The sequence below is a fragment of the Acinetobacter sp. YH12156 genome, assembly GCF_013418235.1.
Lineage (GTDB): Bacteria > Pseudomonadota > Gammaproteobacteria > Pseudomonadales > Moraxellaceae > Acinetobacter > Acinetobacter pseudolwoffii.
Window position 1 is genome coordinate 76,760 of sequence record NZ_VPCL01000014.1, and the last position, 23,615, is coordinate 100,374.

At 42.2% G+C, this 23,615-nt stretch carries 21 protein-coding genes; 12 read left to right on the forward strand and 9 right to left on the reverse strand.

Features of this window, described 5'->3' with window-relative positions; genetic code table 11:
• Window positions 1-12: 12 nt before the first annotated feature.
• From FTU87_RS12690 to FTU87_RS12700, 3 genes are all read left to right on the forward strand, one after another.
• Window positions 13-4,521 carry a translocation/assembly module TamB domain-containing protein gene (locus FTU87_RS12690; RefSeq protein WP_180097572.1) on the forward strand — a complete coding sequence of 1,503 codons (4,509 nt, stop codon included), beginning with the start codon at window positions 13-15 and terminating at the stop codon, window positions 4,519-4,521.
• 335 nt (window positions 4,522-4,856) lie between these two features.
• Entirely contained in the window at window positions 4,857-5,057 is a 201-nt protein-coding gene (locus FTU87_RS12695; RefSeq protein WP_005097200.1) for a hypothetical protein, read from the forward strand.
• A 313-nt stretch (window positions 5,058-5,370) separates the two neighbouring features.
• Window positions 5,371-5,574, forward strand: coding sequence for a hypothetical protein (locus FTU87_RS12700; protein WP_005097198.1), 204 nt, complete (start codon window positions 5,371-5,373; stop codon window positions 5,572-5,574).
• 88 nt (window positions 5,575-5,662) lie between these two features.
• Here FTU87_RS12700 and xseB read toward each other — a convergent pair whose 3' ends face one another.
• Together xseB and xseA are read right to left on the reverse strand one after the other, a co-directional pair.
• Window positions 5,663-5,857, reverse strand: coding sequence for an exodeoxyribonuclease VII small subunit (xseB, locus tag FTU87_RS12705; protein ID WP_005170556.1), 195 nt, complete (start codon window positions 5,855-5,857; stop codon window positions 5,663-5,665).
• Entirely contained in the window at window positions 5,847-7,118 is a 1,272-nt protein-coding gene (gene xseA / locus FTU87_RS12710) for an exodeoxyribonuclease VII large subunit (protein ID WP_074383211.1), read from the reverse strand. Before xseA ends, xseB begins: the two co-directional genes overlap by 11 nt.
• A 350-nt stretch (window positions 7,119-7,468) precedes the next feature.
• Between xseA and FTU87_RS12715 the strand changes: the two genes are divergently transcribed.
• The 6 genes from FTU87_RS12715 to gltS all read left to right on the forward strand — a co-directional run bounded on the left by FTU87_RS12715 (window position 7,469) and on the right by gltS (window position 13,827).
• The gene (locus tag FTU87_RS12715; RefSeq protein WP_074383210.1) at window positions 7,469-7,903 is read left to right on the forward strand and encodes an I78 family peptidase inhibitor; all 435 of its coding nucleotides are present in this window, start codon (window positions 7,469-7,471) and stop codon (window positions 7,901-7,903) included.
• A gap of 114 nt (window positions 7,904-8,017) precedes the next feature.
• Window positions 8,018-8,377, forward strand: a complete 360-nt coding sequence (locus FTU87_RS12720) for a hypothetical protein (RefSeq protein WP_005097193.1) — start codon at window positions 8,018-8,020, stop codon at window positions 8,375-8,377.
• Between the two features lie 213 nt (window positions 8,378-8,590).
• A complete protein-coding gene (locus FTU87_RS12725) occupies window positions 8,591-8,860 on the forward strand; it encodes a hypothetical protein (protein ID WP_005097192.1) in 270 nt (89 codons plus the stop codon).
• A gap of 297 nt (window positions 8,861-9,157) precedes the next feature.
• Window positions 9,158-11,797: a bifunctional aconitate hydratase 2/2-methylisocitrate dehydratase gene (locus FTU87_RS12730; protein ID WP_074383209.1), complete on the forward strand. Its 2,640-nt coding sequence runs from the start codon at window positions 9,158-9,160 to the stop codon at window positions 11,795-11,797.
• 460 nt (window positions 11,798-12,257) lie between these two features.
• Window positions 12,258-12,479, forward strand: coding sequence for a hypothetical protein (locus FTU87_RS12735; protein ID WP_180097574.1), 222 nt, complete (start codon window positions 12,258-12,260; stop codon window positions 12,477-12,479).
• Between the two features lie 124 nt (window positions 12,480-12,603).
• The gene (gene gltS, locus FTU87_RS12740; protein WP_100357037.1) at window positions 12,604-13,827 is read left to right on the forward strand and encodes a sodium/glutamate symporter; all 1,224 of its coding nucleotides are present in this window, start codon (window positions 12,604-12,606) and stop codon (window positions 13,825-13,827) included.
• Window positions 13,828-13,979: 152 nt separating this feature from the next.
• Here gltS and FTU87_RS12745 read toward each other — a convergent pair whose 3' ends face one another.
• Complete coding sequence (locus tag FTU87_RS12745; protein WP_180097576.1) at window positions 13,980-14,843, reverse strand: alpha/beta fold hydrolase; 864 nt, start codon at window positions 14,841-14,843, stop codon at window positions 13,980-13,982.
• A gap of 117 nt (window positions 14,844-14,960) precedes the next feature.
• Between FTU87_RS12745 and FTU87_RS12750 the strand changes: the two genes are divergently transcribed.
• A complete protein-coding gene (locus FTU87_RS12750) occupies window positions 14,961-15,419 on the forward strand; it encodes a hypothetical protein (protein ID WP_005097113.1) in 459 nt (152 codons plus the stop codon).
• Between the two features lie 82 nt (window positions 15,420-15,501).
• On the opposite strand, the gene FTU87_RS12755 is transcribed toward FTU87_RS12750, so the two are convergent.
• Complete coding sequence (locus tag FTU87_RS12755) at window positions 15,502-15,720, reverse strand: hypothetical protein (protein ID WP_005097112.1); 219 nt, start codon at window positions 15,718-15,720, stop codon at window positions 15,502-15,504.
• Between the two features lie 584 nt (window positions 15,721-16,304).
• Window positions 16,305-17,591: a branched-chain amino acid transport system II carrier protein gene (gene brnQ, locus FTU87_RS12760; RefSeq protein ID WP_159138303.1), complete on the reverse strand. Its 1,287-nt coding sequence runs from the start codon at window positions 17,589-17,591 to the stop codon at window positions 16,305-16,307.
• A gap of 350 nt (window positions 17,592-17,941) precedes the next feature.
• On the opposite strand from brnQ, the gene map reads away from it, so the two are divergent.
• Window positions 17,942-18,736: a type I methionyl aminopeptidase gene (gene map, locus FTU87_RS12765; protein ID WP_074383204.1), complete on the forward strand. Its 795-nt coding sequence runs from the start codon at window positions 17,942-17,944 to the stop codon at window positions 18,734-18,736.
• A gap of 232 nt (window positions 18,737-18,968) precedes the next feature.
• Here the strand turns inward: map and FTU87_RS12770 are convergent, their stop codons facing one another.
• Window positions 18,969-19,868 carry a LysR substrate-binding domain-containing protein gene (locus FTU87_RS12770; RefSeq protein ID WP_005097107.1) on the reverse strand — a complete coding sequence of 300 codons (900 nt, stop codon included), beginning with the start codon at window positions 19,866-19,868 and terminating at the stop codon, window positions 18,969-18,971.
• 310 nt (window positions 19,869-20,178) lie between these two features.
• Between FTU87_RS12770 and FTU87_RS12775 the strand changes: the two genes are divergently transcribed.
• Window positions 20,179-21,087, forward strand: coding sequence for a polysaccharide deacetylase family protein (locus FTU87_RS12775; RefSeq protein ID WP_180049041.1), 909 nt, complete (start codon window positions 20,179-20,181; stop codon window positions 21,085-21,087).
• A 159-nt stretch (window positions 21,088-21,246) separates the two neighbouring features.
• Here the strand turns inward: FTU87_RS12775 and FTU87_RS12780 are convergent, their stop codons facing one another.
• The 3 genes from FTU87_RS12780 to FTU87_RS12790 are packed head-to-tail and all read right to left on the reverse strand — an operon-like array spanning window position 21,247 to window position 23,463.
• Window positions 21,247-21,945: an NAD-dependent deacylase gene (locus FTU87_RS12780; protein WP_180049039.1), complete on the reverse strand. Its 699-nt coding sequence runs from the start codon at window positions 21,943-21,945 to the stop codon at window positions 21,247-21,249.
• A gap of 18 nt (window positions 21,946-21,963) precedes the next feature.
• Window positions 21,964-22,896, reverse strand: coding sequence for an alpha/beta fold hydrolase (locus tag FTU87_RS12785; RefSeq protein ID WP_180097578.1), 933 nt, complete (start codon window positions 22,894-22,896; stop codon window positions 21,964-21,966).
• Window positions 22,897-22,926: 30 nt separating this feature from the next.
• Window positions 22,927-23,463 (reverse strand): PadR family transcriptional regulator, encoded by a 537-nt coding sequence (locus FTU87_RS12790; protein WP_005097101.1) that lies wholly within the window; start codon window positions 23,461-23,463, stop codon window positions 22,927-22,929.
• Window positions 23,464-23,615 lie beyond the last annotated feature (152 nt).

The window sequence follows — 23,615 nt, forward strand, 5'->3', positions numbered from 1 at the left end:
TTTGGGTACATCATGGTCGAGAACCAACCACAGCCAGAACAACAACCACAAGATAGCGTTGTGCCGAAAAAGCGCCGTATATTGAGAAGTATCCTGTTGTCGGTACTTTTCTCACTCATTTTCCTGCTCTCTGTGCTGGCGCTGCTGTTTTCGACCAATCAGGGCAGTAAGTTCCTGCTAGATCAGGTATTACAACGCCAGCAAATTATTCATTATGAATATGAAGGCGGAAATTTATGGCGTGGAATTATTCTTAAAAATGTGCTGGTCAGCCTGAAACCGGTCGATGTCAAAATTGATCGTGCTGATGTAAAACTGGGCTGGCGGGCGATCATCAAAAAAGAAATTCATCTGAATGAAGCAGATGTCCGTAACCTGCAAATTATTAATAAAACTCCGTCTAGCAGCGAACCTTTCAAGTTCAATGCCATCCGTTTGCCTTTTGTGCTGCGCGTCGATCATCTGCTCCTTGATCATCTGATGATTAAAACCCAAACCACGGCAGTTGATTTTTATAATATCGAATTAAATGATGCGCTCTGGTCTGGTACCGAATTAAACTTTGAAGATTCCCGCATGGATATGGGTTATCTCTCGGTGCGTGAAGCGACGGGTAAAATGCAGTTTGAAGGCAAATATCCACTGGATGCCCGCGCAATCGTCAATCTGCCTTCTTTAAGAGACAGCTTGAATATTCATGATATTCAGGTTCGGGCGCGTGGCACGCTGGATACGATTCAGGCAGGCGTAGCGACCAATACACCCGATTTATTAACCGGTTGGGCCATCGTACATCCAATGCGGCCCCAGGTGCCGATGCGTGGCGAGTTAAAATTTAAGGATTATAACTGGCCGATTCTGACTGAGCAGAAACTGTTTACGAAAGACGGGATTGCCGAGTTCAATGGAGATATCGATCGTCTGGACTTGAACGTCCGTACCGACCTGATCGGTGAAAATATTCCACAAGGCCAGTATAACGCGGTGATGTATACCGATCTGGTCAATCAGCTCAATATTACCGATCTGAATGGCCAGCTGATGAAAGGTGCGGTTAGCCTTGCCGGGACAGTGGGCTGGAACGAACAGGTAAGCTGGGATCTGAACGGACGATTAAACGGAATTGATCCTAAGCATGAACGTATCCCGCAAGTCGTACAAGACTTTTTACCACCTAGCCTGGATGGCAATATTGCCTCAAAAGGCAATCTGGAAAATGGCCTGCATCTGACGGCGCTGGTAGATTTTGACCGTTATGAAACTTGGAATATCAAACTGGATCAGAATCCGGTTAAAGACAATAAAGCACAACCGATTCTTCTGGATGTTGCCTGGCAAAATATCGACCGCGCCGTACCCTATGTCGGCTGGCTCAGCAGTCAGTCTGGCGATGTGAAACTGGCACTGGTCGAAGGCCAGCAGAATATTCATGTGGCAACCAAAGTCGAACAGCACGAACAAGGTCTTCTGCCAGCAGGCATGTATCAGGCCAAACTGGATCTGAAAAATAATATTCTAAATGTGCCGAGCTTCAATTATAGCGCCAATGCACAGGCAGGTAGCTTAAGCGGTCATGCGCGAATTGAACTGCCACAAGAAAAACGCCAGTTGAAATGGACTGCATTATTAAACGCCAAAGACTTAAATACCCGAAGTCTCGCTGCGGCTTCACCGATAGACCGTTTAAATGGCCAGATCAAGGCCAATGGCTATGCACAACCCAATCAGCAGATTATTAAACTGTCTAATGTAGACCTGACTGGGCGCCTGGCAGAACAGAACGAAACAGTACGTCTGACCGGTAACAGTACCATTGCCTTATTATTCCATAATGAAAAAGCCGGCGGTGGTTTTAGAGGCTATGCAGTCAATTATGATGGGGCTTTAAATGCCAGTCAGGGAATCCTGAAACTGCGTGTTTCAGGTACACCAGAAGTATTGAGAGTCAATGAATTGCGTCATGATGGTATCGCTGGCAAGATTAATGCCAATGGTCTGGTGAATCTGGCAAATGGTATTGACTGGGATATTAACGCTTCATTAATCCGCTTTAAGCCGCAATATTTTAATGCCAACCTGAAAGGCGAGTTGTCGGGCAATGTAAAAACCCAAGGGGTTTGGTCAGATGCCTTAAAACGCATTCAGATCCAGCGTTTGAATCTGGCCGGTATGTTAAATAACAAGCCGGTACGAGGCACAGGTAATTTATCAGTCATTATTAATTCAAATCAGCGTGGTTTTGTTCCAGAGCAGTTTGAAGCCAATAACCTGTTCCTGTCTTATGCCAGCAACCAGATTCAGGCCACCGGCAATGCGCAGAATCTGCAACTCAAAGTCAACGCACCAGCATTGTATGAGTTATATCCGGGCTTAAAAGGTCGTGCGCAGGGCTATATCAATATGCAGGCGCAGCCACGTTTGCAGGCTTCGGCAAATCTTTCGATTGATAATTTTGCCTTTAAAAACCTGATGAGTGTGCAAAAAATTCGTGTCCGCGGGCAGTTGCCGACCTCGCAGACCACAGCAACCTTATTAACTGCCACAATGGATCGCTTGCGTAGCGGTTCACGGGAAATTGTACGCGGGGAAATATCACTTGCCGGTACTCGTGCGGCGCATATCCTTAAAGTTCAGGCAGAAAATAAACTGTCAAAATTCTTTGTGCAGCTGGCCGGTGGCTTTAATGCACAAAATAACTGGCTGGGTCAGATTCAAAAAGGTGATTTTGACTCTTTGCGTGCTCATTTAGTACAGCGTCAAAATGCGGCAGTGATTTATAATGCGGCCCAGTCTGATCTGTTTGTCGGTGCACATTGCTGGATGAGTCAGCAAAGCCAGTTGTGTTTTGATCAACCGATTCGGGTCAATAAAACCCGTGGCAGCGTATCCTTTGTGACCCAAAACCTGGATCTGGATGATTTCAGTGCATTCCTGCCTGAAGGACTGGCATTGACCGGTAAAGTGAATGGTTATGCCAAGGCAGCCTGGGCGCAAGGTGCTAAACCAAAAATTGATGCGCGTTTGGTCACCCGAAGTGGTGTGGTCGGCTTATCTTCGGAAGACCCGGATTATTTAGGTTCTACCCTAAAATATGATGAAGTGGGTCTGGTGGCAAAAAGTGTCGCAGAAGGCTTACAAGTTCGACTGGATGTAAAAACTCCGGATATCGGGACAGGGTATGCCAATGTCATTATTGATCCATATCGGGACAGTAAACCGATGCGTGGCGAAATTGCCTTTAATCAGGTGCAGCTTAAAGTCTTTAAACCCTTTATTCAGGACATCCGTAATCTGGATGGCACCTTGTCCTATGCCGGAAAAGTGAGTGGAACCTTAACTGATCCTTTGCTGGAAGGTGAGGTTCGAGTCAAAGATGCTTCGATCAGCCTGATCTCCTTGCCGGTGAATCTGACCAATGTGCAGTTGTATTCATCGATACGTCAGAATTCTGCCAGTATTAATGGTGCATTTAACAGTGGTCGTGGCGTGGGTAAATTGACCGGTTCAGTCGACTGGAAAGGTGATCCGCGAGTACAGTTAAAACTGCAAGGTGAAAATCTGCTGATTCGTCAGGCACCTTTAATTACTGCCGTGGTTACGCCCGATTTAACCTTGGACATGTATCCATTCAATAAAAAGCTGAGTCTAAGTGGTACGGTTGATGTGCCACGTGCACTAATTTCTATGCCTGAAGCCTCAGAACCTGTGGTCGGACTTTCTTCAGATGTACGTGTGGTGCGTGAAGGTGATGACCAGCTGGCTATTCTCAAATCTGCCCGTCCTTGGGATATTCGGGCTGATGTGGCGGTTTCTCTGGGTGATCAGGTGATATTTCAGGGCTTTGATAGCCGTATTCCGCTATTGGGCCGGGTCAATCTGTCACAGCGGGGTCTGGAAACTGCGATGCGTGCCAATGGTGCGATCGGGGTATCACAGCGGGTGAAAATCGAAGCTTATGGTCAGAGTCTGGATCTGAACCGTGCCATTGCCCGTTTTAATGGTGAGTTGACCAATCCGACGCTGGATGTTGATGCCAATAAGTCGGTTCAGGGAAGTACGGTCGGGGTACGGGTGACGGGCACTGCTTCAAGTCCAAATATTCAGATTTATAATGATGCTGGCTTGTCAGAGCAGGAAGCTTTAAATGCCTTGATTACTGGTCGTATCAACGAAGGTGCATCCGGTTTAAGTCAGGCTGAAGGATTCAGATCTGATGTGAATAATACCATTGCCGCAGCAGGTATCAGTCTGGGCCTGGGTGGAACCCGCGCGCTGACCAACCAGATTGGACGGACGTTTGGCTTGAGTGGTTTGGCACTAGATGCACAAGGAACAGGGGATGATACCCAGGTGTCGGTGACCGGCTATATTACCCCTGATTTATATCTTCGTTATGGTGTTGGGGTGTTTACCCCGGTGAACAAGCTGACTTTACGTTATCAGGTGAATCAGCGTCTTTACTTGGAAGCGAGTCAGTCCTTAGAACGTGCAATTGACTTGTTCTATAACTGGCGTTTCTAATCATAAGGACAGATAAATATTTTTAAATGATTGCTAGATTTCATTAGATATCTTTAATTGATCAAAAAATGTTCAATTTATTCATATTTAAATAGATGCTGAAAATACCCTCATCCTTCTGGGATGAGAAGCACTGCTTCGCAAGAGGATGAGGGTATTTTATTTATAATGATTAAAAAATGACTTATCAAAGAACGCTAGTATCTATTGATATGTATCTGGCTTGAAAACCGCAATATAGACCCGGTTACACAAATGATCATGCTTGTCCCTTGAATGAAACGATCAAATGTTTGAGCATGATATTTTCTGGGTTATAGAAGTGATGGATCGCCATGATAGATGAAGAAAAGCCGTTAAACTTCGATGATGACAATGAGCCTCAAGATTTCGAAGATGAAGAGTTTATCGATGATAAGAAAGAGGATGAGCTGTACAACACGATTACCAAAGATGGTTCAAGTGTTGATCCTGCAGATGATGGCACGCGGCATATTCGCCCTGAAGATGGTAATCCCATAGAAGTTGAAGAGTAAAGAAAAAAGTCCAATTCAATATTGGGCTTTTTATGTTCGTGATTTTCTTTGTCATGAAGTACAGTGCTTTGGGTATACACCTGTAGAAGCAATGAATATCAGAATTTAAGCGCAATGGGCTGCAAAAAAGTTGTGAAATATGGCTGAAATTATGTTTCTGTTACATCCTTAAGAAAAATGAATGAAGCAATAAATCAGCGCTAAAATATAAAAAATCAATCAAATCAGATCATAATAAATTGAAAATCAATAAAGCCTTAATAAAATTAGGTGTATATTGAAAGTACAATTTCACTCATCAGAGTATGTTCGCATGGCAACTAAATTTATAATCCGTTTTGCAATGATTCTATTCGCTGTACTTATTTTGACTGCGCTTTCGATTCAATTTTTCTTTGATCCAGAAGTGACTGTGGTTTTATGGATCTTCGCTGTACCCTTTATTCTGGGGGTGCCAATTTTAGCCTCTGTCGTATTGGCAAGTAATGAGGAACTGGATATTCATAGCGTAAATTAAATTGAAAAAAGCCCTCATTTTTTGAGGGTTTTTTATGATATAAAGATGCTTAAATAGCCTAAGCTACTCAACTAGAGTCATTCAATCACTAATCTTTAAATGTGTCATTTAGCGCACTTTGCACCGCTTCAACACGTGCCTTGCAGGCTTTATAGGCGCTCATGGATTCTTCCACGATTTTCATCAGATTATCAATGTCCGGTTCTTGCTGAGATTCGAGCAATTCCGCATTCTTTTTCAAGATGTCATAGCCTTGCTGGAAGCTTAAAGTATCATGAGTCATGGGGAAGTACCTGTATAAGTTGTGCTGAAAAAATGCCATCCTGCAGTTCTACCTGAACCGGATCGCTGGGCTGAATCTGGTTGATAGAACCCACCACATGTTCTTGCTGACGTACGATGGCATAACCTTTCGATAAAACATGTCGTGGGTTTTGCAATAGCGTTTCCCGCATCAGGGCATCTAGCTGCTGATTGATTAGTTGGGTATGTTGCTGAGCCAGACTGGAGGTATTGGCCTTGATCTGTTGCAGACGTTGCAGGGCATCCATAATTTGGCTGTTGGCCAGACTTTGAATGAGTTTTAAGAATTGATCATTCTGATTTTGGTAGGCTTGAATTTGCTGTTGAGATAAACGCTGAATCCGCTGTAAATAATTCAAGACATCTTGTGTGAGTTCGACTATATGATTGCGAATTCCGGCGATGACTTTACTCGGAGTATCAAAGGAGCGATGCGCAATCTCATCCAGAATGGTGTGGTCTTTTTCATGTCCGATGCCCACCCAAATCGGAACCGAGCGTTTACAGAGCAGGGCAGCCAGATCATAATCATTTAAATAAGCCAGATCATTGACTGCTCCGCCACCCCGAATAATGACGATTAAATCTGGCGCAGTGTCATAGGTTTTCGCCCATTGTTTCAGAGCTTGTGCCAGACTCTGCATAATGCTTTGCGGGGCAGAATTTCCCTGAAAAGTCGCAGTGTGATAGATAAACTCGCAAACTTGCGCACGATGTAGTGCATCGGCATCTTTTCTGAAATCTCCGAGACCTGCTGCGTTTTCGGGAGCAATCACTAAAATTCGGTTCAAATCAAAAGGGCTGGGCAGGTTTCTATTACGCTGAATCAGCCCTTCAGCGCTTAGCCTGTCAATAATCTGCTGATAACGCCGGGCAATATCACCCAAGGTATAACCCGAGTCAATCTCGACGATATTTAAAGAAAAACCATATTGTGGATCAAAATTGGCTTTGACTTTAATCAGAACTTTGAGATCACGACTTAATTCAATCCCGCTTTCACGTTCAAATTGAGTGACAATTTTCTGGGCGCTAAATTTCCAGATGGTGGCTCGGCAACTGGCAATGACCTGATCGCTATCAGCCTCTTTTTCTGCCAGTTCCAGATAATAATGACCTGCTTTGATACTAAGGTTACGAATCTCAGCTTTGACCCATACCGGCGTATCGAAAGTGAGTTTGACCACTTCCTGAACTGTCGCAAGATATTCCTTGAGGGAGAGTTGGAGATCGTCTGTCATGCCAGTAGAAAGTTTAAAATTCAATCAAATAGTAAATCAATCTGGCAAAGATCACAAATCTAAAAATGCAGTTATTTAAACTTTATGTAATGACATTGTGTTGATAATGGAATGAAGAATCACTTAATTGAGAACGCTAAATTAGTATTCGTCTCAATTTAAACAGATTCCACGCATCTCTAGCTTCAGCAATCAAATAGTTGGCAAGATAGCAATACTGAATTTAGCAATACTTTTATTCTTAAACTTTATTGAAGGTGTTTGATTAACAATGTACACAGACTTGTGCCTAGAAAAGGTATGGAAATATGCTAAATTAGTGCAGAATTATTGAAGAAGAATACACGCTCATGAAAAAAACAATGCTGTTCGGTTTGCTGGCGGTTGCTTTAAGCGCCTGTACCACTACACCACAATCAGAAACGGAAGCGCCTAAAATAGGTATGCCAAATCCGGCGAGCACTTATTGTGTCAATCAGGGTGGCAAGCTTGAAATACGTAATGAAAGTAATGGCCAGGTTGGATATTGTCATTTAAAGAATGGACAGGTGGTAGAAGAGTGGGAGTTGCTGCATATGAACCAGCCTAAATGTATTGCCGATCAGGCGATGACATTGGTTGGTCAGTCCAACCTGACTGAAGCGCAAATCAAACAGAAAACCCAGGCGCAGATTGTACGTATGGTCGAGCCGGGTCAAGCAGTCACCATGGATTATCGTGAAGAGCGTGTGACAGTAACCGTAGATCCTGCCAGCAAAAAAATTATTCAGGCTTCATGCGGTTAAGTATTTAAAAAACAAAAGCCCATTGATGGGCTTTTTTAAATTTAGAGTCATACTGGCATTTTAAATGACAAATCTTCCCCGATCTTTTATATTGCCCCTCGGAAGGAGAAACTCATGAAAAAGTTATTGGCTTTATCGTTTATGCTGGCTCTGGCCGGTTGTGCCGAGAAGAAACCCTTAACCCCTGAAGAGCAGTGGCAAGGTTATTGTCGAAGTGTGGGGAATGCCGCGCGGACCATTATGCTGGATCGTCAGAATGCGATTGAGAAAGAGAAAGCAATCGAGCATGCCCTCAAGATCGATGATGAAACCACCAAAGGTTTTATTCTGAACATTATTGATGAAGTCTACGCACTTCCAGCCGAAGAGATTAAGGCAGATGTAAAAGCAGCCCGTGAAAAAGTCCGCGCTGAGTTTACTGAAAAATGTATTGCCACGCCGCATGATGAATTACCAGATTACAAACCGTTCTAGGGAACGGTTTTTTAATGGCTGAATCAGGCATAGCAACATCTCTTTAAAAAAGTATCAACCCGAATAAAAGACAAAAAAACCTCTACTTAATAATAAAAAAATAGCCTAAGCAAAATGTACACTTTGTGACAATTTCTAAATCTAAAATATAGAAATACTTATCTTTATATTGAATAATGAATTTAACTCCAATTACCCGAGGAGTAACACAATATGCAAGTCGTCAGATATTTACATCATTCTGATCTGCTCTTAGAAGATGAACATGGTGTAGTCATTATTGCTGGTAGTCGCTATGTCCTGAGCGTAGGCGACAAAGTATTTTTAAAGAAGGTGCTAGAACAAGAAAAAAAGCTGTATCAGGTGGATATTTCCTTTGCCAGCAATAATCACAGCACGATGTGTGAAGATGAATGCGTGGTGAAATTCAAAGGCTGCCGGGATTCATATCAGCAATATTTAAACTCGACCACTGTACACTAAGGTGGAGTATCTTTTTAACTTCAAATCAGGCAACATCATGGTTGCCTTTTTTATGCATTAAATTCAGTTAAAAGGGCCTGCTCATAGGCTTGTTTCTTGAGATCTGATCTAAAAGTGATTATTGAATAATCATTAAGAGCATCATTTAGTTATAAAATAACGAGCATCACAAAGAAACACTTGAGTTGCATTAACTTTTAACTGGAAATTTAGTAAAATTTCGGAGTCCATATTATTTGTGAAGCTTGGAATAAGCAGGAATTCATAAGTAATTTTTTAAAAAAGAGGAATAACACTGTGCTAGAAGCTTACCGCCAACACGTTGAAGAACGTGCCGCACTCGGAGTCCCACCGAAGCCACTTGACGATGCCCAAACCGCTGCATTAGTTGAACTACTAGTTAACCCGCCAGCTGGTGAAGAAGCATACTTGGTAGATTTGCTTGAAAACCGTGTACCAGCAGGTGTTGACCAAGCTGCATATGTAAAAGCTGCGTTCTTGGCTGCATTGGCAAAAGGCGAAGCAACCTCTCCACTTATTTCTAAAGAACGTGCGGTTTACTTGCTAGGTACTATGCTTGGTGGTTATAACGTAGCGCCTTTAGTTGAACTTTTAGACAACGCTGAACTTTCTGAGCTTGCTGCTGAAGCGCTTAAGAAAACGCTTCTTGTATTTGATGCATTCCACGATGTCGCTGATAAAGCAAAAGCGGGTAATGCAAATGCACAAGCTGTTATGCAGTCTTGGGCTGATGCTGAATGGTTTACTTCACGTCCAGACGTTCCTGAAGAAATCAAACTGACAGTTTTCAAAGTCACTGGCGAAACCAACACTGATGACTTGTCACCTGCACAAGATGCTTGGAGCCGCCCGGACATTCCATTGCACGCAAATGCAATGTTGAAAAACGTACGTGACGGAATCAACCCGGAAGTTCCTGGTGAAGTTGGTCCATTAAACCAAATCAAAGAATTGATCGCGAAAGGCAACCAAGTTGCTTACGTAGGTGACGTTGTTGGTACAGGTTCATCTCGTAAATCTGCAACCAACTCTGTGCTTTGGTTCTTTGGTGATGACATTGCTCATATCCCGAACAAAAAAGACGGTGGTTACTGCCTAGGTTCTAAAATTGCGCCAATTTTCTTCAACACGATGGAAGATGCGGGTGCATTACCGATCGAGATCGATGTTGGCAACATGAACATGGGCGATGAAATCGTTCTTAAAATCGATCATGCTGCTGCGAAAGTTTCTGCATCTAAAGACGGTGCTGTAATTGCTGAAGCTGATCTTAAAACACCTGTACTTCTAGACGAAGTTCGTGCGGGCGGTCGTATTAACCTGATCGTTGGTCGTGGTTTGACCACTAAAGCACGTGAAGCTTTAGGTCTTCCAGTATCTACATTGTTCCGTACTCCGGTTCAACCTGCTGCAACTGGCAAAGGCTTCACTCAAGCACAGAAAATGGTTGGTCGCGCTTGTGGTCTTCCTGAAGGTCAAGGTGTACTTCCAGGTACTTACTGTGAACCTAAGATGACCACAGTTGGTTCGCAAGATACAACAGGTCCAATGACGCGTGACGAATTGAAAGACTTGGCTTGCCTAGGTTTCTCTGCTGACCTTGTTATGCAATCTTTCTGTCATACCGCTGCGTATCCAAAGCCAGTTGACGTTCAAATGCAACACTCGCTTCCTGATTTCATTATGAACCGTGGTGGTGTGTCTTTACGTCCAGGTGACGGTATTATCCACTCTTGGTTAAACCGTATGCTTCTTCCGGATACTGTGGGTACTGGTGGTGACTCGCATACTCGTTTCCCAATCGGTATTTCGTTCCCGGCGGGTTCTGGTCTAGTAGCTTTTGCTGCAGCAACTGGTGTTATGCCACTTGATATGCCTGAATCTGTACTTGTGAAGTTCAAAGGTAAAATGCAGCCTGGTATCACACTACGTGACCTGGTACATGCAATTCCTTACTACGCAATTCAAGCGGGTGACTTAACTGTAGAGAAGAAAGGTAAGAAAAACATCTTCTCTGGTCGTATCCTTGAGATCGATTTGACAGAAATGGAAACTGACCTGACTGTTGAGCAAGCATTCGAATTGTCTGATGCTTCTGCTGAACGTTCAGCTGCTGGTTGTTCGATCACGCTTTCTGAAGAGAAAGTTGCTGAATACCTTCGTTCAAACATCACTATGCTTAAGTGGATGATTTCTGAAGGTTATGGCGATGCGCGTACAATGGCTCGTCGTGTTGAGAACATGGAAAAATGGTTAGCGAATCCATCACTGCTTAAAGCGGATGCGGATGCTGAATACACGAAAGTGTATGAAATCGATCTAGCTGACATTAAAGAACCTGTTCTTTGCTGCCCGAACGATCCAGATGATGCAAAACTTCTTTCTGACGTTCAAGGCGTGAAAATTGACGAAGTATTCGTTGGTTCTTGTATGACAAACATTGGTCACTTCCGTGCGACTGGTAAATTGTTAGAGAAAGTTCCAGGTGGTGCATTGTCAACTCGTTTGTGGATTGCTCCGCCAACGCGTATGGACGAACATCAGTTGATGGAAGAAGGTTTCTATAATATTTATGGTAAAGCTGGTGCGCGTACTGAAATGCCAGGTTGTTCATTATGTATGGGTAACCAGGCACGTGTAGCTCCGAACACAACTTGTGTATCGACGTCTACACGTAACTTCCCGAACCGTTTAGGTCAGGGGGCTAACGTTTACTTGGCTTCTGCTGAACTTGCATCTGTTGCTGCTGTATTGGGTAAATTACCAACTCCAGAAGAATACCAACAATATGCAGCTCAAATTGATAGTATGTCAGCTGACATCTATCAATACTTAAGCTTCGACAAGATGAGCGAATATACTAACGCTGCTGCGAATGTTGATACGAAGAAAATTGCTGCTGCTCAATTGACTTAATGAGCTAGGATTAAGAAAAGCCGAAAGGCTTTTCCCTAGCGCAAGAGCAAATCTATGATTTGCTTTGTTAATTAAGTAATAAGCGGTATAAAATAAGGGCTGATTTGTCAGCCCTTATTTTTTTTATGAAAATAAGAAATTAAAATTAGAACTCAAAAATTAGGTATGGAAAATAATAGAGAATTTTTTAAATATGATGAGGCCTTAGAGTCATTAATAAATAAAAAATTAATACGTGATATTGGTAATAAGGGGGAAATATTTGAATTGATACAGAAAGGGTGGGAGTTGACATCTAATTTAAATTTTGCAGCATGAAATTCTGTATCTTTTCACAACTTCAGAATTAAATTTTTGAGTATGTCCAATATTGAAAAACTTTTATTGGTAATGCTTTACACTTTATCCAATAAATCGTTTAATCGCCACATTGAAAAATGATTTAAAAGTTGATATAACAATGACAAAACAATCCCGATTCCTCTGTATTGGCGGTTTCCTTAACGGAACCCAAGTCAAAGACCAAGGCGATAGCTTTGTCTGTGTCGAAAAGTCTAAAAATGTGACTTACTATAAAAAAGAAATTTTACATCCAGATGCTTGGAATCATGATTATTACGTCTGTGAAAGCACCACAGATCAGCAAGCGCGCAACTGGGTTTATGATATTCCATCACGTTAATTGCGTCTATTCAGGCTATAAATTAAACAATTATTAGAAACAATAACTTGCATTACATTTCTGTGATTGATTTTTCATCTCTCTTTCCCAAAACTGTATGAAAATAAAGCCAATAGGGAATGTTATGACTTATGAAATAGATGCCTTTGGCACTCTAGTAATTGCTGTTTTTTTTCTTTTTATTGGGCGGTATCTTGTTAGTAAAATTAGCTTCTTTAGGAACTATAACTTACCTGAACCTGTAATCGGTGGTTTAGTCGCAGCGATTACGGCCTTTATTTTCTATAAATTGTTTAATATCAGTGCCACATTTGACGCACAGATTCAAACCATCCTGATGCTGATGTTCTTTACTTCTGTTGGCTTAAGTGCAGACTTTTTGAAACTGAAAGAAGGCGGAAAATCGCTCCTGATCTTTCTGGTCTGTGTCATTTTATTTGTAGTCGTGCAAAATGCGGTTGGTATGAGTTTAGCCACAGTGCTTGGACTTGACCCATTGATCGGGTTGATTGTTGGTTCTGTCACCTTAACGGGTGGTCATGGTACCGCCGGTGCCTGGGGCGAGGTTCTGGAGACTCAATATGGAATCCAGGGAGCAGTTGTTCTCGGTATGGCAAGTGCCACATTTGGCTTGATTATTGGTGGACTTGTAGGCGGTCCAGTTGCCAAGTTCCTGATTAAACGCAACCAACTGGCTGATACGGTAGCACAAGAGACCAATGAACAACAGCTCGAATCGCACATTAACACCGCACCCTTTGAGTATCCAAAGAAAACCCGATTGATTACATCCAGTAATGCCGTGTCGACTTTGGGGATGTTTGCCCTGTGTATTTTTGTCGCCAATCAGATGACAGACTTCAGCCAGGGAAGATGGTTTGAATTGCCCACTTTTGTATGGGCTTTAGGCACAGGTGTGATTGTGCGTAATGTCTTGGAGCATGTGCTGAAAGTCGATATCTTCGACCGTGCAATCGATGTATTTGGCAATGCGTCTTTATCCCTGTATTTATCTATGGCTTTACTATCACTGCAACTCTGGTTACTGGCCGATTTGGCAGGTCCGCTCATTACCATTTTATTGGCGCAGACAGCGGTATTGATTTTATTTACCGCAATTGTGACCTTTAGAATCATGGGCAAAAATTACGATGCAGCAGTATTAGTGGCAGGGCATTGTGGTTTTGGTATGGGGGCAACACCGACAGCGATTGCCAATATTCAGGCGGTGACCAATAGCTATGGTCCATCACATAAAGCTTTTTTAATTGTACCGCTGTGTGGTGCATTTTTTATTGATATTGTGAATGCTGTGGTGATCCAAAGCATCATTGCATTTTTCGGCTAAATGTTAATACGTTTTTAAAATCATACATGCAATAAAAAGCCCCATGGTTAGGGGCTAGTCGTATATAGGTCAAGCCCATATACTGTAAGAGGCTCATCTCAAACTGAGTGTATTAGAACATAGCAGCTTGCAAATAACCATCTAAATCTGATTTAAACCGTCAATTGTTGTTCAATCACCGGCCATAAATTCTCATGTGATTTTTTAAACATCAGCATATGGCCAATGGCTTTATGCGCATATCTTTTAGGTTGAAGCTCAATCATCTGAGTATCTGCATTGGGGTATAAACGCAGTAAATCTTTTACATTTGCTTCTGTTGCAATTTCATCATCCGATGACCAGATCGAAATAATCGGGCAGGTGATTTGAGCATGAAAATCTGAGCGTGGTAATAGGGTTTTACCCATTGCATTCATGACATAGCCCGGTTTGCTACAGAACTGTGCCCATTCACGCGCCACATCTTTAGGCAGATTTTCGCCCATGCCAATCGCTTGAGTTGGAGCATATCCTTTGCTCATACGGGCCAGTGGGAAAATGAGATTGAACATGACCGGCGCCAGCAGTTTGGTTTTACCTTTAAGTCCTTTGACATGTCCGGTTGAGCCAGCAACAGCCACCACTTTTGCAACTTTGTCATAATTCGGTACGATCCCCAGAAGCTGACCACCAGCACTATGCCCCAGCAAAATCACTTTTTCTGCATGAGTACGTGCTAATAAAGCATCAATCGCGGCGGGAATATCCAGTTGACCCCATTGCACAATACTGGCTTTGGACTGTTTTAAAGGGCCTGCGAGTGACTCACCAATTCCCCGAAAGTCAAAGACCAGTACCGCATAGCCCTGAGCTTGCAACCAGATGCAGAAATGATGATAAAACTGTTGGGTAATACCTGTGGCAGGACAGACCAATACCGGACGTTTTTCAGATTCTGAAGAAGCCGCATAAAAGCGTGCACTTAAGTGATAGCCATCCTGGCACTGTAGAGTCAATGTTTCAAATTCAGACATACGATACACTATGATTTTAGCTTCCTGATGAAGCTTTAACTTTATACAGTTTTTGAAGGGATGCTTGCGCAAAGCATGACTTAAAAGTCAGTAAAATAATAGATATGGAATGAGCTTATGCTATCAATGGAACTTGCACTGGCCGTTAAAATCGCCATTATTTTTAGTGGAATATTCTTGTGGATTGGGATGTTTACCGGGGTCTGGAAGTATTGGCAGATCCGTCAATCACCACAGTCACGCGCACATTATTATGTCGATATTGCCCATCGTAGCAGTCTGCTATATGCACCAGCGACGCTAATTCTGGCAGTTCTGGCATATTATTCCGATTTATCCAGTGCCATGAATTTGATCTGCGTACTGGTGAATATCGTATTTTTTAGTTTTTCGATTGCAGCTTATATGCTGCATGGTTTCCTGCAAGATACCACCAATCAGTTTAAGCAACCGCATCAACTGGGTCGGTTTCATCTACCTGGCAGTCTGATGAGCTTGGCAATGCTGGGATTAATTATTGCAGAACTTGGAGGAACGGGGATTTTACTCTATGGCGCATTTGGTGGGCTATTTTAATTATTCTTAAAAGTAATATTTTGGTTTTTTTACCAGATGGATGACTGGCCACATCATCCATCTGGGCTAATTTAAAATTTGATTATCGGTATTTCTGGTCTATGGCAGCCCACAGGAAGAAAGCAGCTGAGACGATCAGCGCATAACCAAAGTATTCAAGTTTTAAATTACCTTGAATTAAGCAATGGACGGTTAAAGTCAGCATAAGTGCAAAAGTGGTGCATATAAATGTCACCAGATTGGTGTCGTTGGCTTTAAGAGCGTCAATGAAGACTTGCTTGTTGAAATGTAATGATAACATCTCCATCCCTCCCATTTATTTATGTTATTGAAGACTAAAGCAGATTAAGTTAGTCAGAATTGAACATACAGTTGTACTGTTTAATATCAGCCTTTGCAACCATCGGGCTGCACTTTCAAGGTCAAAATGGCCTTCTTTAGTCGTAAAAATGCATAATCAATTGATTAGTAAAGCATTATATATTCAGATTACACCTCCATATCGTCATGAAAACAATAGCTAGCAATTGTTTGATGTGAGCAGATAGAAAATGCAAATTCTACGCCAAAGATATGTAGTGTTAATCAATAGAATGTAAGACTGTGTATAAGTCAGGGGGCAAGATGGTTTAAGTCAGCAACAACATGTATCTAAAAGCTAAAATTCAAAAAATTATTTATATTTATATTAAAAATAGGATCATTCGAGCCTAATTATGAATCACACTTTCTGGAAAAAGCACGAGTAAATAGACACACAGCGATGATTTGATATTGTCTGTAAGAAACAATAAAAGTCCGTTTGGGTAAAACCTGACAATTATTGATCACGCTAAAACCAGATTTTGGGTAAAAATACGATCTTTATCAGACAGCCTAGAAAGATTAGTTTCTAATACGATCAATCACAGCTGCAATCAGCAATACAATCATGGATGGAATAAACCAGGCCAGATTCTGTTCTGAGAGCGGCAAATTTTGTAGTACGGCAGGCAACTCAAAACCAGCAACTTTTATTCCATCAAAAATACCGAAGATAAATGCCACTAGCGTCACTGGTGCAATCACATGAGACGGTTTTTTGAAGAAGCTAGCGCAGAAGCTCAATAAAATCACATTAATTGCAGGTGGATAAATCGCGCTCAATACGGGCACCGAAACGGCAATCAGTTTGGTTAAACCCAGATTTGAAATAATCAGTGAGAAACCGACCAGAATAAATACAAAAATCTTGTATGGAATTTTAGTCAAACTGGAGAAATATTCGGCACAGGCGCAGGTCAGGCCAATCGCAGTCACCATACAGGCAATAAAAATCATGCCAGACAGGAAATAAGCACCCATATCACCAAAGGCATGTTGTACATAGGCATGCAGGATAATGGCACCATTGGCTGCATTCGGTGCAATTTCGTGGCTACCGAGTCCGAGTTTAAACAGACTTAAATACACCAGTGTTAAACCGATACCGGAAATAATGCCGGCATTCACCGCATATTTGGTAATCAGTTTTTTATCGGTTACACCACGTGAAGTAATCGCTTTCACAATCACGATCCCGAAAACCAAAGCACCTAAAGTGTCCATGGTCAAATAACCATTGACGATGCCTTCAGTCACCGGACTGGTAACGTAATTATTGATCGCTGCCGGTGGATTGCTGGCAGGAATCATTACGGCTGCCACACCCAAAATGATCAAAGAAATAATTTTAAGCGGTGACAGGAAATAGCCAACTGTATCCAGAATCTTGTTCGGATATAAAGACACGATGGTCACTACAGCAAAATAGATGATGCTGTAAATGAGCAGGCTGCCAGATTCATTGCCAAAGTAAGATGAAAAACCGATCTCATAGGAAACGGTTGCGGTACGTGGTGTCGCAAATAAAGGGCCAACAGCTAAGTAACACACCACAGTCAGTAAAATACTGGCTGCTTTACCAAGTGGGGAACTGAGTGCCTGAATAGAACCTTCAACACGCGACAACGCAATAATGGTGATTACAGGTAAGCCGACTGCAGTAATAAGGAAACCTAAAGCAGCGAGCCATACATGTTCACCGGCTTGTTGAGCCACAATCGGAGGGAAGATAATGTTGCCCGCACCAATAAACAGTGCAAAGGTCATAAAACCTAGGGCGACAATATCCCGGGTACGCAGACTTGTCATAAAGGGAGATCAATCGACCAAAAGAAAGCGATTTTAGTGTATATGTCCAGCTTTTTGGAGTTTATTTTAAGGCTGCAGACCTTGAATCTATTGATTTTGCTGCTCAGATAACCATTCATTCAAATTTTGGTAGAAATATCTGATTGATAATCAGCTAAAAAATAGATGATCTAAGCCCACTGTATGGATTGATCTGAATTTTCTTTAAAATTCTCAGATTATTGTTTATATGAATAAGCAACAGTTGAAATTCTGATTTCCAGAAAAATTGCGGTGATGAAATCTACTAACTGTGACATATGTAATAAAAAAGGGACTATAATTCAGATATTCATAGTGAGGATAGATATATGCGAGCTCCAGCGATTAGTCTTAAAACTGAGCAAGATGTAGAAAAATTGCGGATATCTGGGCGTTTAGCCGCAGAAGTTTTAGCGATGATCGGGGAGCATGTCAAGCCAGGTGTCACGACCGAATATCTGGATGATCTCTGTCATGATTTTATTATCAATACTCTAAAAGTAACACCGGCCAATATTGGCTATTATGGTTATACCAAGACCACCTGCATTTCGCCGAATGAAGTAGTCTGTCACGGTATTCCATCCTCAAAAACCGTGTTGCAGGATGGTGATATTATCAATATTGATGTGGCGATCATTAAAGATGGTTATTTCGGTGATACCAGCCGGATGTACTATGTTGGAACCCCATCTCCAGAAGCCAGACGTCTGGTCAATACCACCTATGCAGCGATGCTGGCCGGGATTCATGCAGTGAAGCCGGGAGCTACCTTAGGCGATATTGGTTATGCAATTCAAACCGTTGCACAGCGTGAAGGCTATTCGATTGTGCGTGAGTATTGCGGTCATGGCATCGGCAAGGTTTATCACGAACAACCGAATATTCTGCATTATGGACAGCCGGGTCAAGGCATCAAGCTGGTGCCGGGTATGGTCTTTACCATTGAGCCGATGGTAAATATGGGTAAAGCTCGTGTCAAAGAGCTAAAAGATGGCTGGACTGTGGTTACCACGGATAAATCGTGGTCTGCACAATGGGAACATATGGTTTATGTGACCGAAACCGGATTTGAATTACTCTCTCCATGGCCTGAAGGCACGGGTGATTATCCGGAAATTTAAAATTTTGACGGGATTTCTGTTAAAAACTTTTGACTTGCCAAATTTACAAGTTCATCGTTTTTGCTGACAAAAATATACAAAACACTACAGCAAAACAATGGTTTGAAAATAGAAGTCTGGTTAGACTGAGTGTCAGTTACAAAGTTTCCTTTTTTATTCACTGTGCTGTAGTGACCTGTTTCTCTAGCTCATTTTTCCCCAAGAATGAGCTATTTTTTTGTCCATATTTTTATTAGCTATGGTTTAATTCTGCGACCAGATAGTCAATAAATACCCGGACTGCAGGCAGCAGACCGCGACGTGAGGGATAAACCGCATGAAAAATACCATGCGGTGCTTTCCAGTCAGGTAAAACCCGTACCAGTTCGCCACGTGCCACATACTGCTCTACCACGTTATCTGGCAATAAGGTCACCCCGCAGCTTGAAGCCGCAAGTTGCGCCAACATATTGAGGTCTGAACCCAATACAGTTGGACTGACCCGAATTTTCTTTTGTTCTTGCTGCTCGTTTTGTAAGGTCAGAAATTGTTCGGTATGATCTTCTGCCATAGTCAGAATCTTATGTTCAGCCAGTTGCTCGGGGGTTTTTAGCTCACCAAACTGATTGAGATAACCTTGACTTGCAAACAGATGCTGTTCAATTTTTTCAAACTGACGGATGACCAGATTCGGATCGTCATCCAGATTGGAGCGTACCCGCAGTGCCAGATCACAGCCTTCATTAATGATATCGACCCGGCGATTGGTGATCATCATCTGAACTTTAATTTCTGGATATTGCTTGAGGAAGTTTGGCAGGATTTTGGCGATTTCATTCTGGGCAATTAAAACCGGCAAACTGACTTTAATCGTACCACGCGGTTCGGTACTAAGATGATCGACCAGATCATGTGCTGCCTGTGCTGCATTTAACATGACTTGTGCATGGCGGTAAACGTTCATGCCAATATCGGTGACCGCAAAATGACGCGAGCTGCGTTGAATCAGGCGGACACCTAGACGTTCTTCCAAGTTATGGACACGACGGCTAAGCTTGGATTTAGGGATGTCTGTTGCACGTTCGGCTGCGCTAAAGCCGCCATGTTCCACCACCTGTGCAAAGCAGTAAAAATCATCAAGATCAGTCAGCATTCCAAAATTCCATTTATGCAACAATCTGCTGATTAAAAATTGATTGTTACGTTCTGTCAATTAAAAAAATATTGAAGTTACTAAAATTTAAAAGCCAACACACTCGATAATGTGATACATAGGCGCTCATTTATAATGTCTGGAATCTCATTACACCACAGCTAAGTGGTGATTCATTAAAAAAATTGCCATTCAATATATAAGCTTAGATAATAAATAAATTTCGTATTAGCCGTCGATGTAAAGTTCAATCAGTTTGAATAATTATTAGGTTAAAAGATATTTATTTTCTAAGCTCTAGCACTCATTTATGATTAAAAAAATTGTCTTAAGCCTATGTCTCTGTGTTTCTCATGTGGCTTTTGCTCAACAGATCGCCCTCAGTTTCGATGATGGACTAGACCCAGCCAATAACCCAGATGCTTGTCATATCAATAATGACATTCTAAATACCCTAAAACAAAAGCGAATTTTGGCTATTGTCTATCCAAGCGTCAGTAAAATTAGCACAGAAAAAGGGTTGCAGATGATTTCAGAGTGGGGGAAACAGGGGCATCGAATAGGCAATCATGGAAATTTACATCTTAACCTAAATAAAGATGACATTAGCTTGAAAAATTATTTAAAAGACATAGAGCAAGGACATCAAATATTTTCTACATTACCCGGATTTGTACCACATTACCGATTTCCATTTCTTAAAGAGGGAAATACGCTAGAAAAAAGGGAAGGAGTACGACAATGGCTGATAACCCATCATTATCAATCGGGAACTGTTAGCATCGATGCGAGTGATTGGTATTACAATCAACTGTTTTTGCAGTATCAGCAAGCACAAGATCAAGAAAACCTGAATAAATTAAAACAAGCCTATCTGTTTCATTTGCTTGATCGAGCACAGTATTACGATAATTTAGCACAACAAACATTAGGACGTTCCCCCAAGCATGTGCTTTTACTTCATGTAAGAGCCATTAATGCGGCTTGGCTAGAAGACATTATTGATTTGTTTAAGCAACAGGGCTGGAAATTTGTTGATAGTGATAGCGCTTATCAGGATTCAATTTATAAAATTCAGCCACAAACTCTACCTGCGGGTGAAAGTATTTTATGGAATATTGCACAAATTTATGGGCTCGAGTCATTACGTTATCCAGCTGAAGATGCCCCCTATGAATATCCAAATTTGAAAAAATTTGGTTTAAGTGTGGCGCCTTAGATACGGTTATTTCACTTTAGAAAATCACGAGGTGTATGCTATAGACAGTAAGAGTTAGATGTATTTAGGCTGTAACCAATATGATTAAGTGTCGCTACGTTTTCTAAATACCTGAATAATCATCATTGAACATGACACAGCATATGTCTTGTGATGAAATTATTTTTCTAGGAGCTGGATCAACTGTTGCATACCGTGAGTGGCCGTTTGGGTGATCTTGTGAAATTGTACCGGCAATTGTTGTTGGTCTGCTTTGGGGTCAATATAATAGGCCTGGCAAGATGCCGGAATGTCATGAATCAATCCCGCCACTGGATAAACTTGCAGACTGGTGCCAATCACCACAAAAATATCGGCATCTTGTACACAACTTTGGGCTTCTGCGTAGGCAGGAACGGCTTCGCCAAACCAGACCACGTGTGGACGCAGTGGATAACCTGCTGTGCAAAAGTGCTTGTTTAAATCTAATTCAGTTTCTTCAACCGGATAGAATTGGGTCGTACTTTGTGCATCTGGACCTGAGGTTTTAGCCAGTCGGATATTGCCATGAAGATGAATCACTTTGCTGCTGCCGGCACGTTCATGCAGATCATCGATATTCTGGGTAATGACATGCACATCATAATCTTGTTGCAGTTGCGCAATCTGGAGATGTGCAGTATTTGGCTCTGCCTCCAGAATATTTTTTCGGCGTGCATTGTAAAAGCGCTGTACCAGTTGCGGATCTCTGGCCCAGGCCTGCGGAGTGGCGACATCTTCAATCCGATACTGTTCCCAAAGACCATCGCTGTCACGGAAGGTATTGATGCCACTTTCTGCGCTCATACCCGCACCTGAAAAGACCACCAGTTTTTTCATTATTTTTCTCCTGAATATTTAAACTGCTGAAGTACTCGATTGTGAATTCTCTTTCAAGAAGACACCGAGTTCTCTGGAAAATTTTAGCGGTTCAGTCAGCAAGGGCGTATGACCGGATTTTTTAAAAATCACCTGTTTGGCTTGAGGCAGGCTTTCTGCAATCAGGCGCTGTCCTTCAAAAGGATAGAGCCGGGATTGCGCGCCGCTAAAGAAAGTCACCGGACATTGAAGTTTGGTTAATGCTTCACGGTAATCTTCTCGATGATACAGATAATTGTTGATATACCAGGCCATGTAGTCCACACGGCTGGATGGCAGTAATAAACTTTGAAAGCGAGGTTGATGCAGTAAAAACTCAAATGCTTTAAGACTATAGGGATGACTGTTTTGCAGCTGGATAAAGCGCAGCCATAATGCGCCAATCTGTTGGCGTACTGTTTGATCTAGATCGCGAATAAATTGAATTTGCGGATGTGCAGCGAGGAGAACAGACAGTTGCTGCAAAATCTCCCTAAATTCGTCATGTTTTGATCCAAACAGACCAAAAGCCCAAGTATCATCTACCGGTATTTTGGGTGTCTGATCAATATGCAAATAAGCCGTGATCCGTTTAGCGAAATGATCAGAGTGCAGACCATGCATAAGTGTGGTTGCCCCCATAGAGTAGGCAATGACTATGACTCGATCGAACTTGAGCTGATCTACCACTGAGCGCACATCCTGCCAATGACAGTTAATTGCATCCAGATTTGCTGGAATTTTACAGTCTTTGGATGCACCGAAACCACGCCATTCTGGAATAATAAAACGAAACCTGTTTTTATGCGGATATAAAAAGGCCGCCCATTGCCAGCTCAACATGCCCAGACCAGACAACACTAAAACCGGTTGACCCTGACCGTATTCACGTACAAACAGCTGTTCGCCGTCTGGCATGCGATAAAAGGGCATGAATATTCTCCTTATTTTTATCCCGATCGTTTATTTAAACTGTTTGAGTCGCGGAATAACGGTTTCCAGCCAGTGAATCCAGCCAAGTTCTTGATCAATGCCGAGTTGTAAAATCATTTTATGAATATACAGGGTGCGATCATTTTCATTAGCTTGGGCAAAGTCTTTGGCAAAAATTTGCTGATAGGTGTTGAGTTTTTCTTTGTGCAGGACTAAATGCCGTTCCAGTTCCGCTAATGTGTTGTTGCCACCAAGCTGCGCTTCAGCACGTAAGCGTACCATCAATTCTTCGCGCAACTGTGCCGGTGGGCTTTGCTGTATCATCCAGTGAGCCAATTCTTCACGACCGGGCAGTTCAACCTGATAGGTTTTTTTACGTGAATGTGCATCTTCTTCTTCGAGTGTTGAAATCCAACCCTGTTTTGACATGGCGTTCAGCTCTCGATAGATTTGCTGGTGGGTCGCATTCCAGAAGAATCCCATTGAGCGGTCAAAGCGCCGCGCCAGTTCTATTCCGGTACTGGGTTTTTCAATCAGGCTGGTCAGTAGCACATGCGATAAAGACATAAACGTCTCAAAAAAATGACTCGGGATTATTATGCAACATGTTGCATAAAAATCAATTCTGATTTATATATTAGTGCAACAAGTTGCATAATTCTGATCGATAAATGCAATATCTGATCAGCTGAATAAAAATAGCCAGCACATCAGCACGC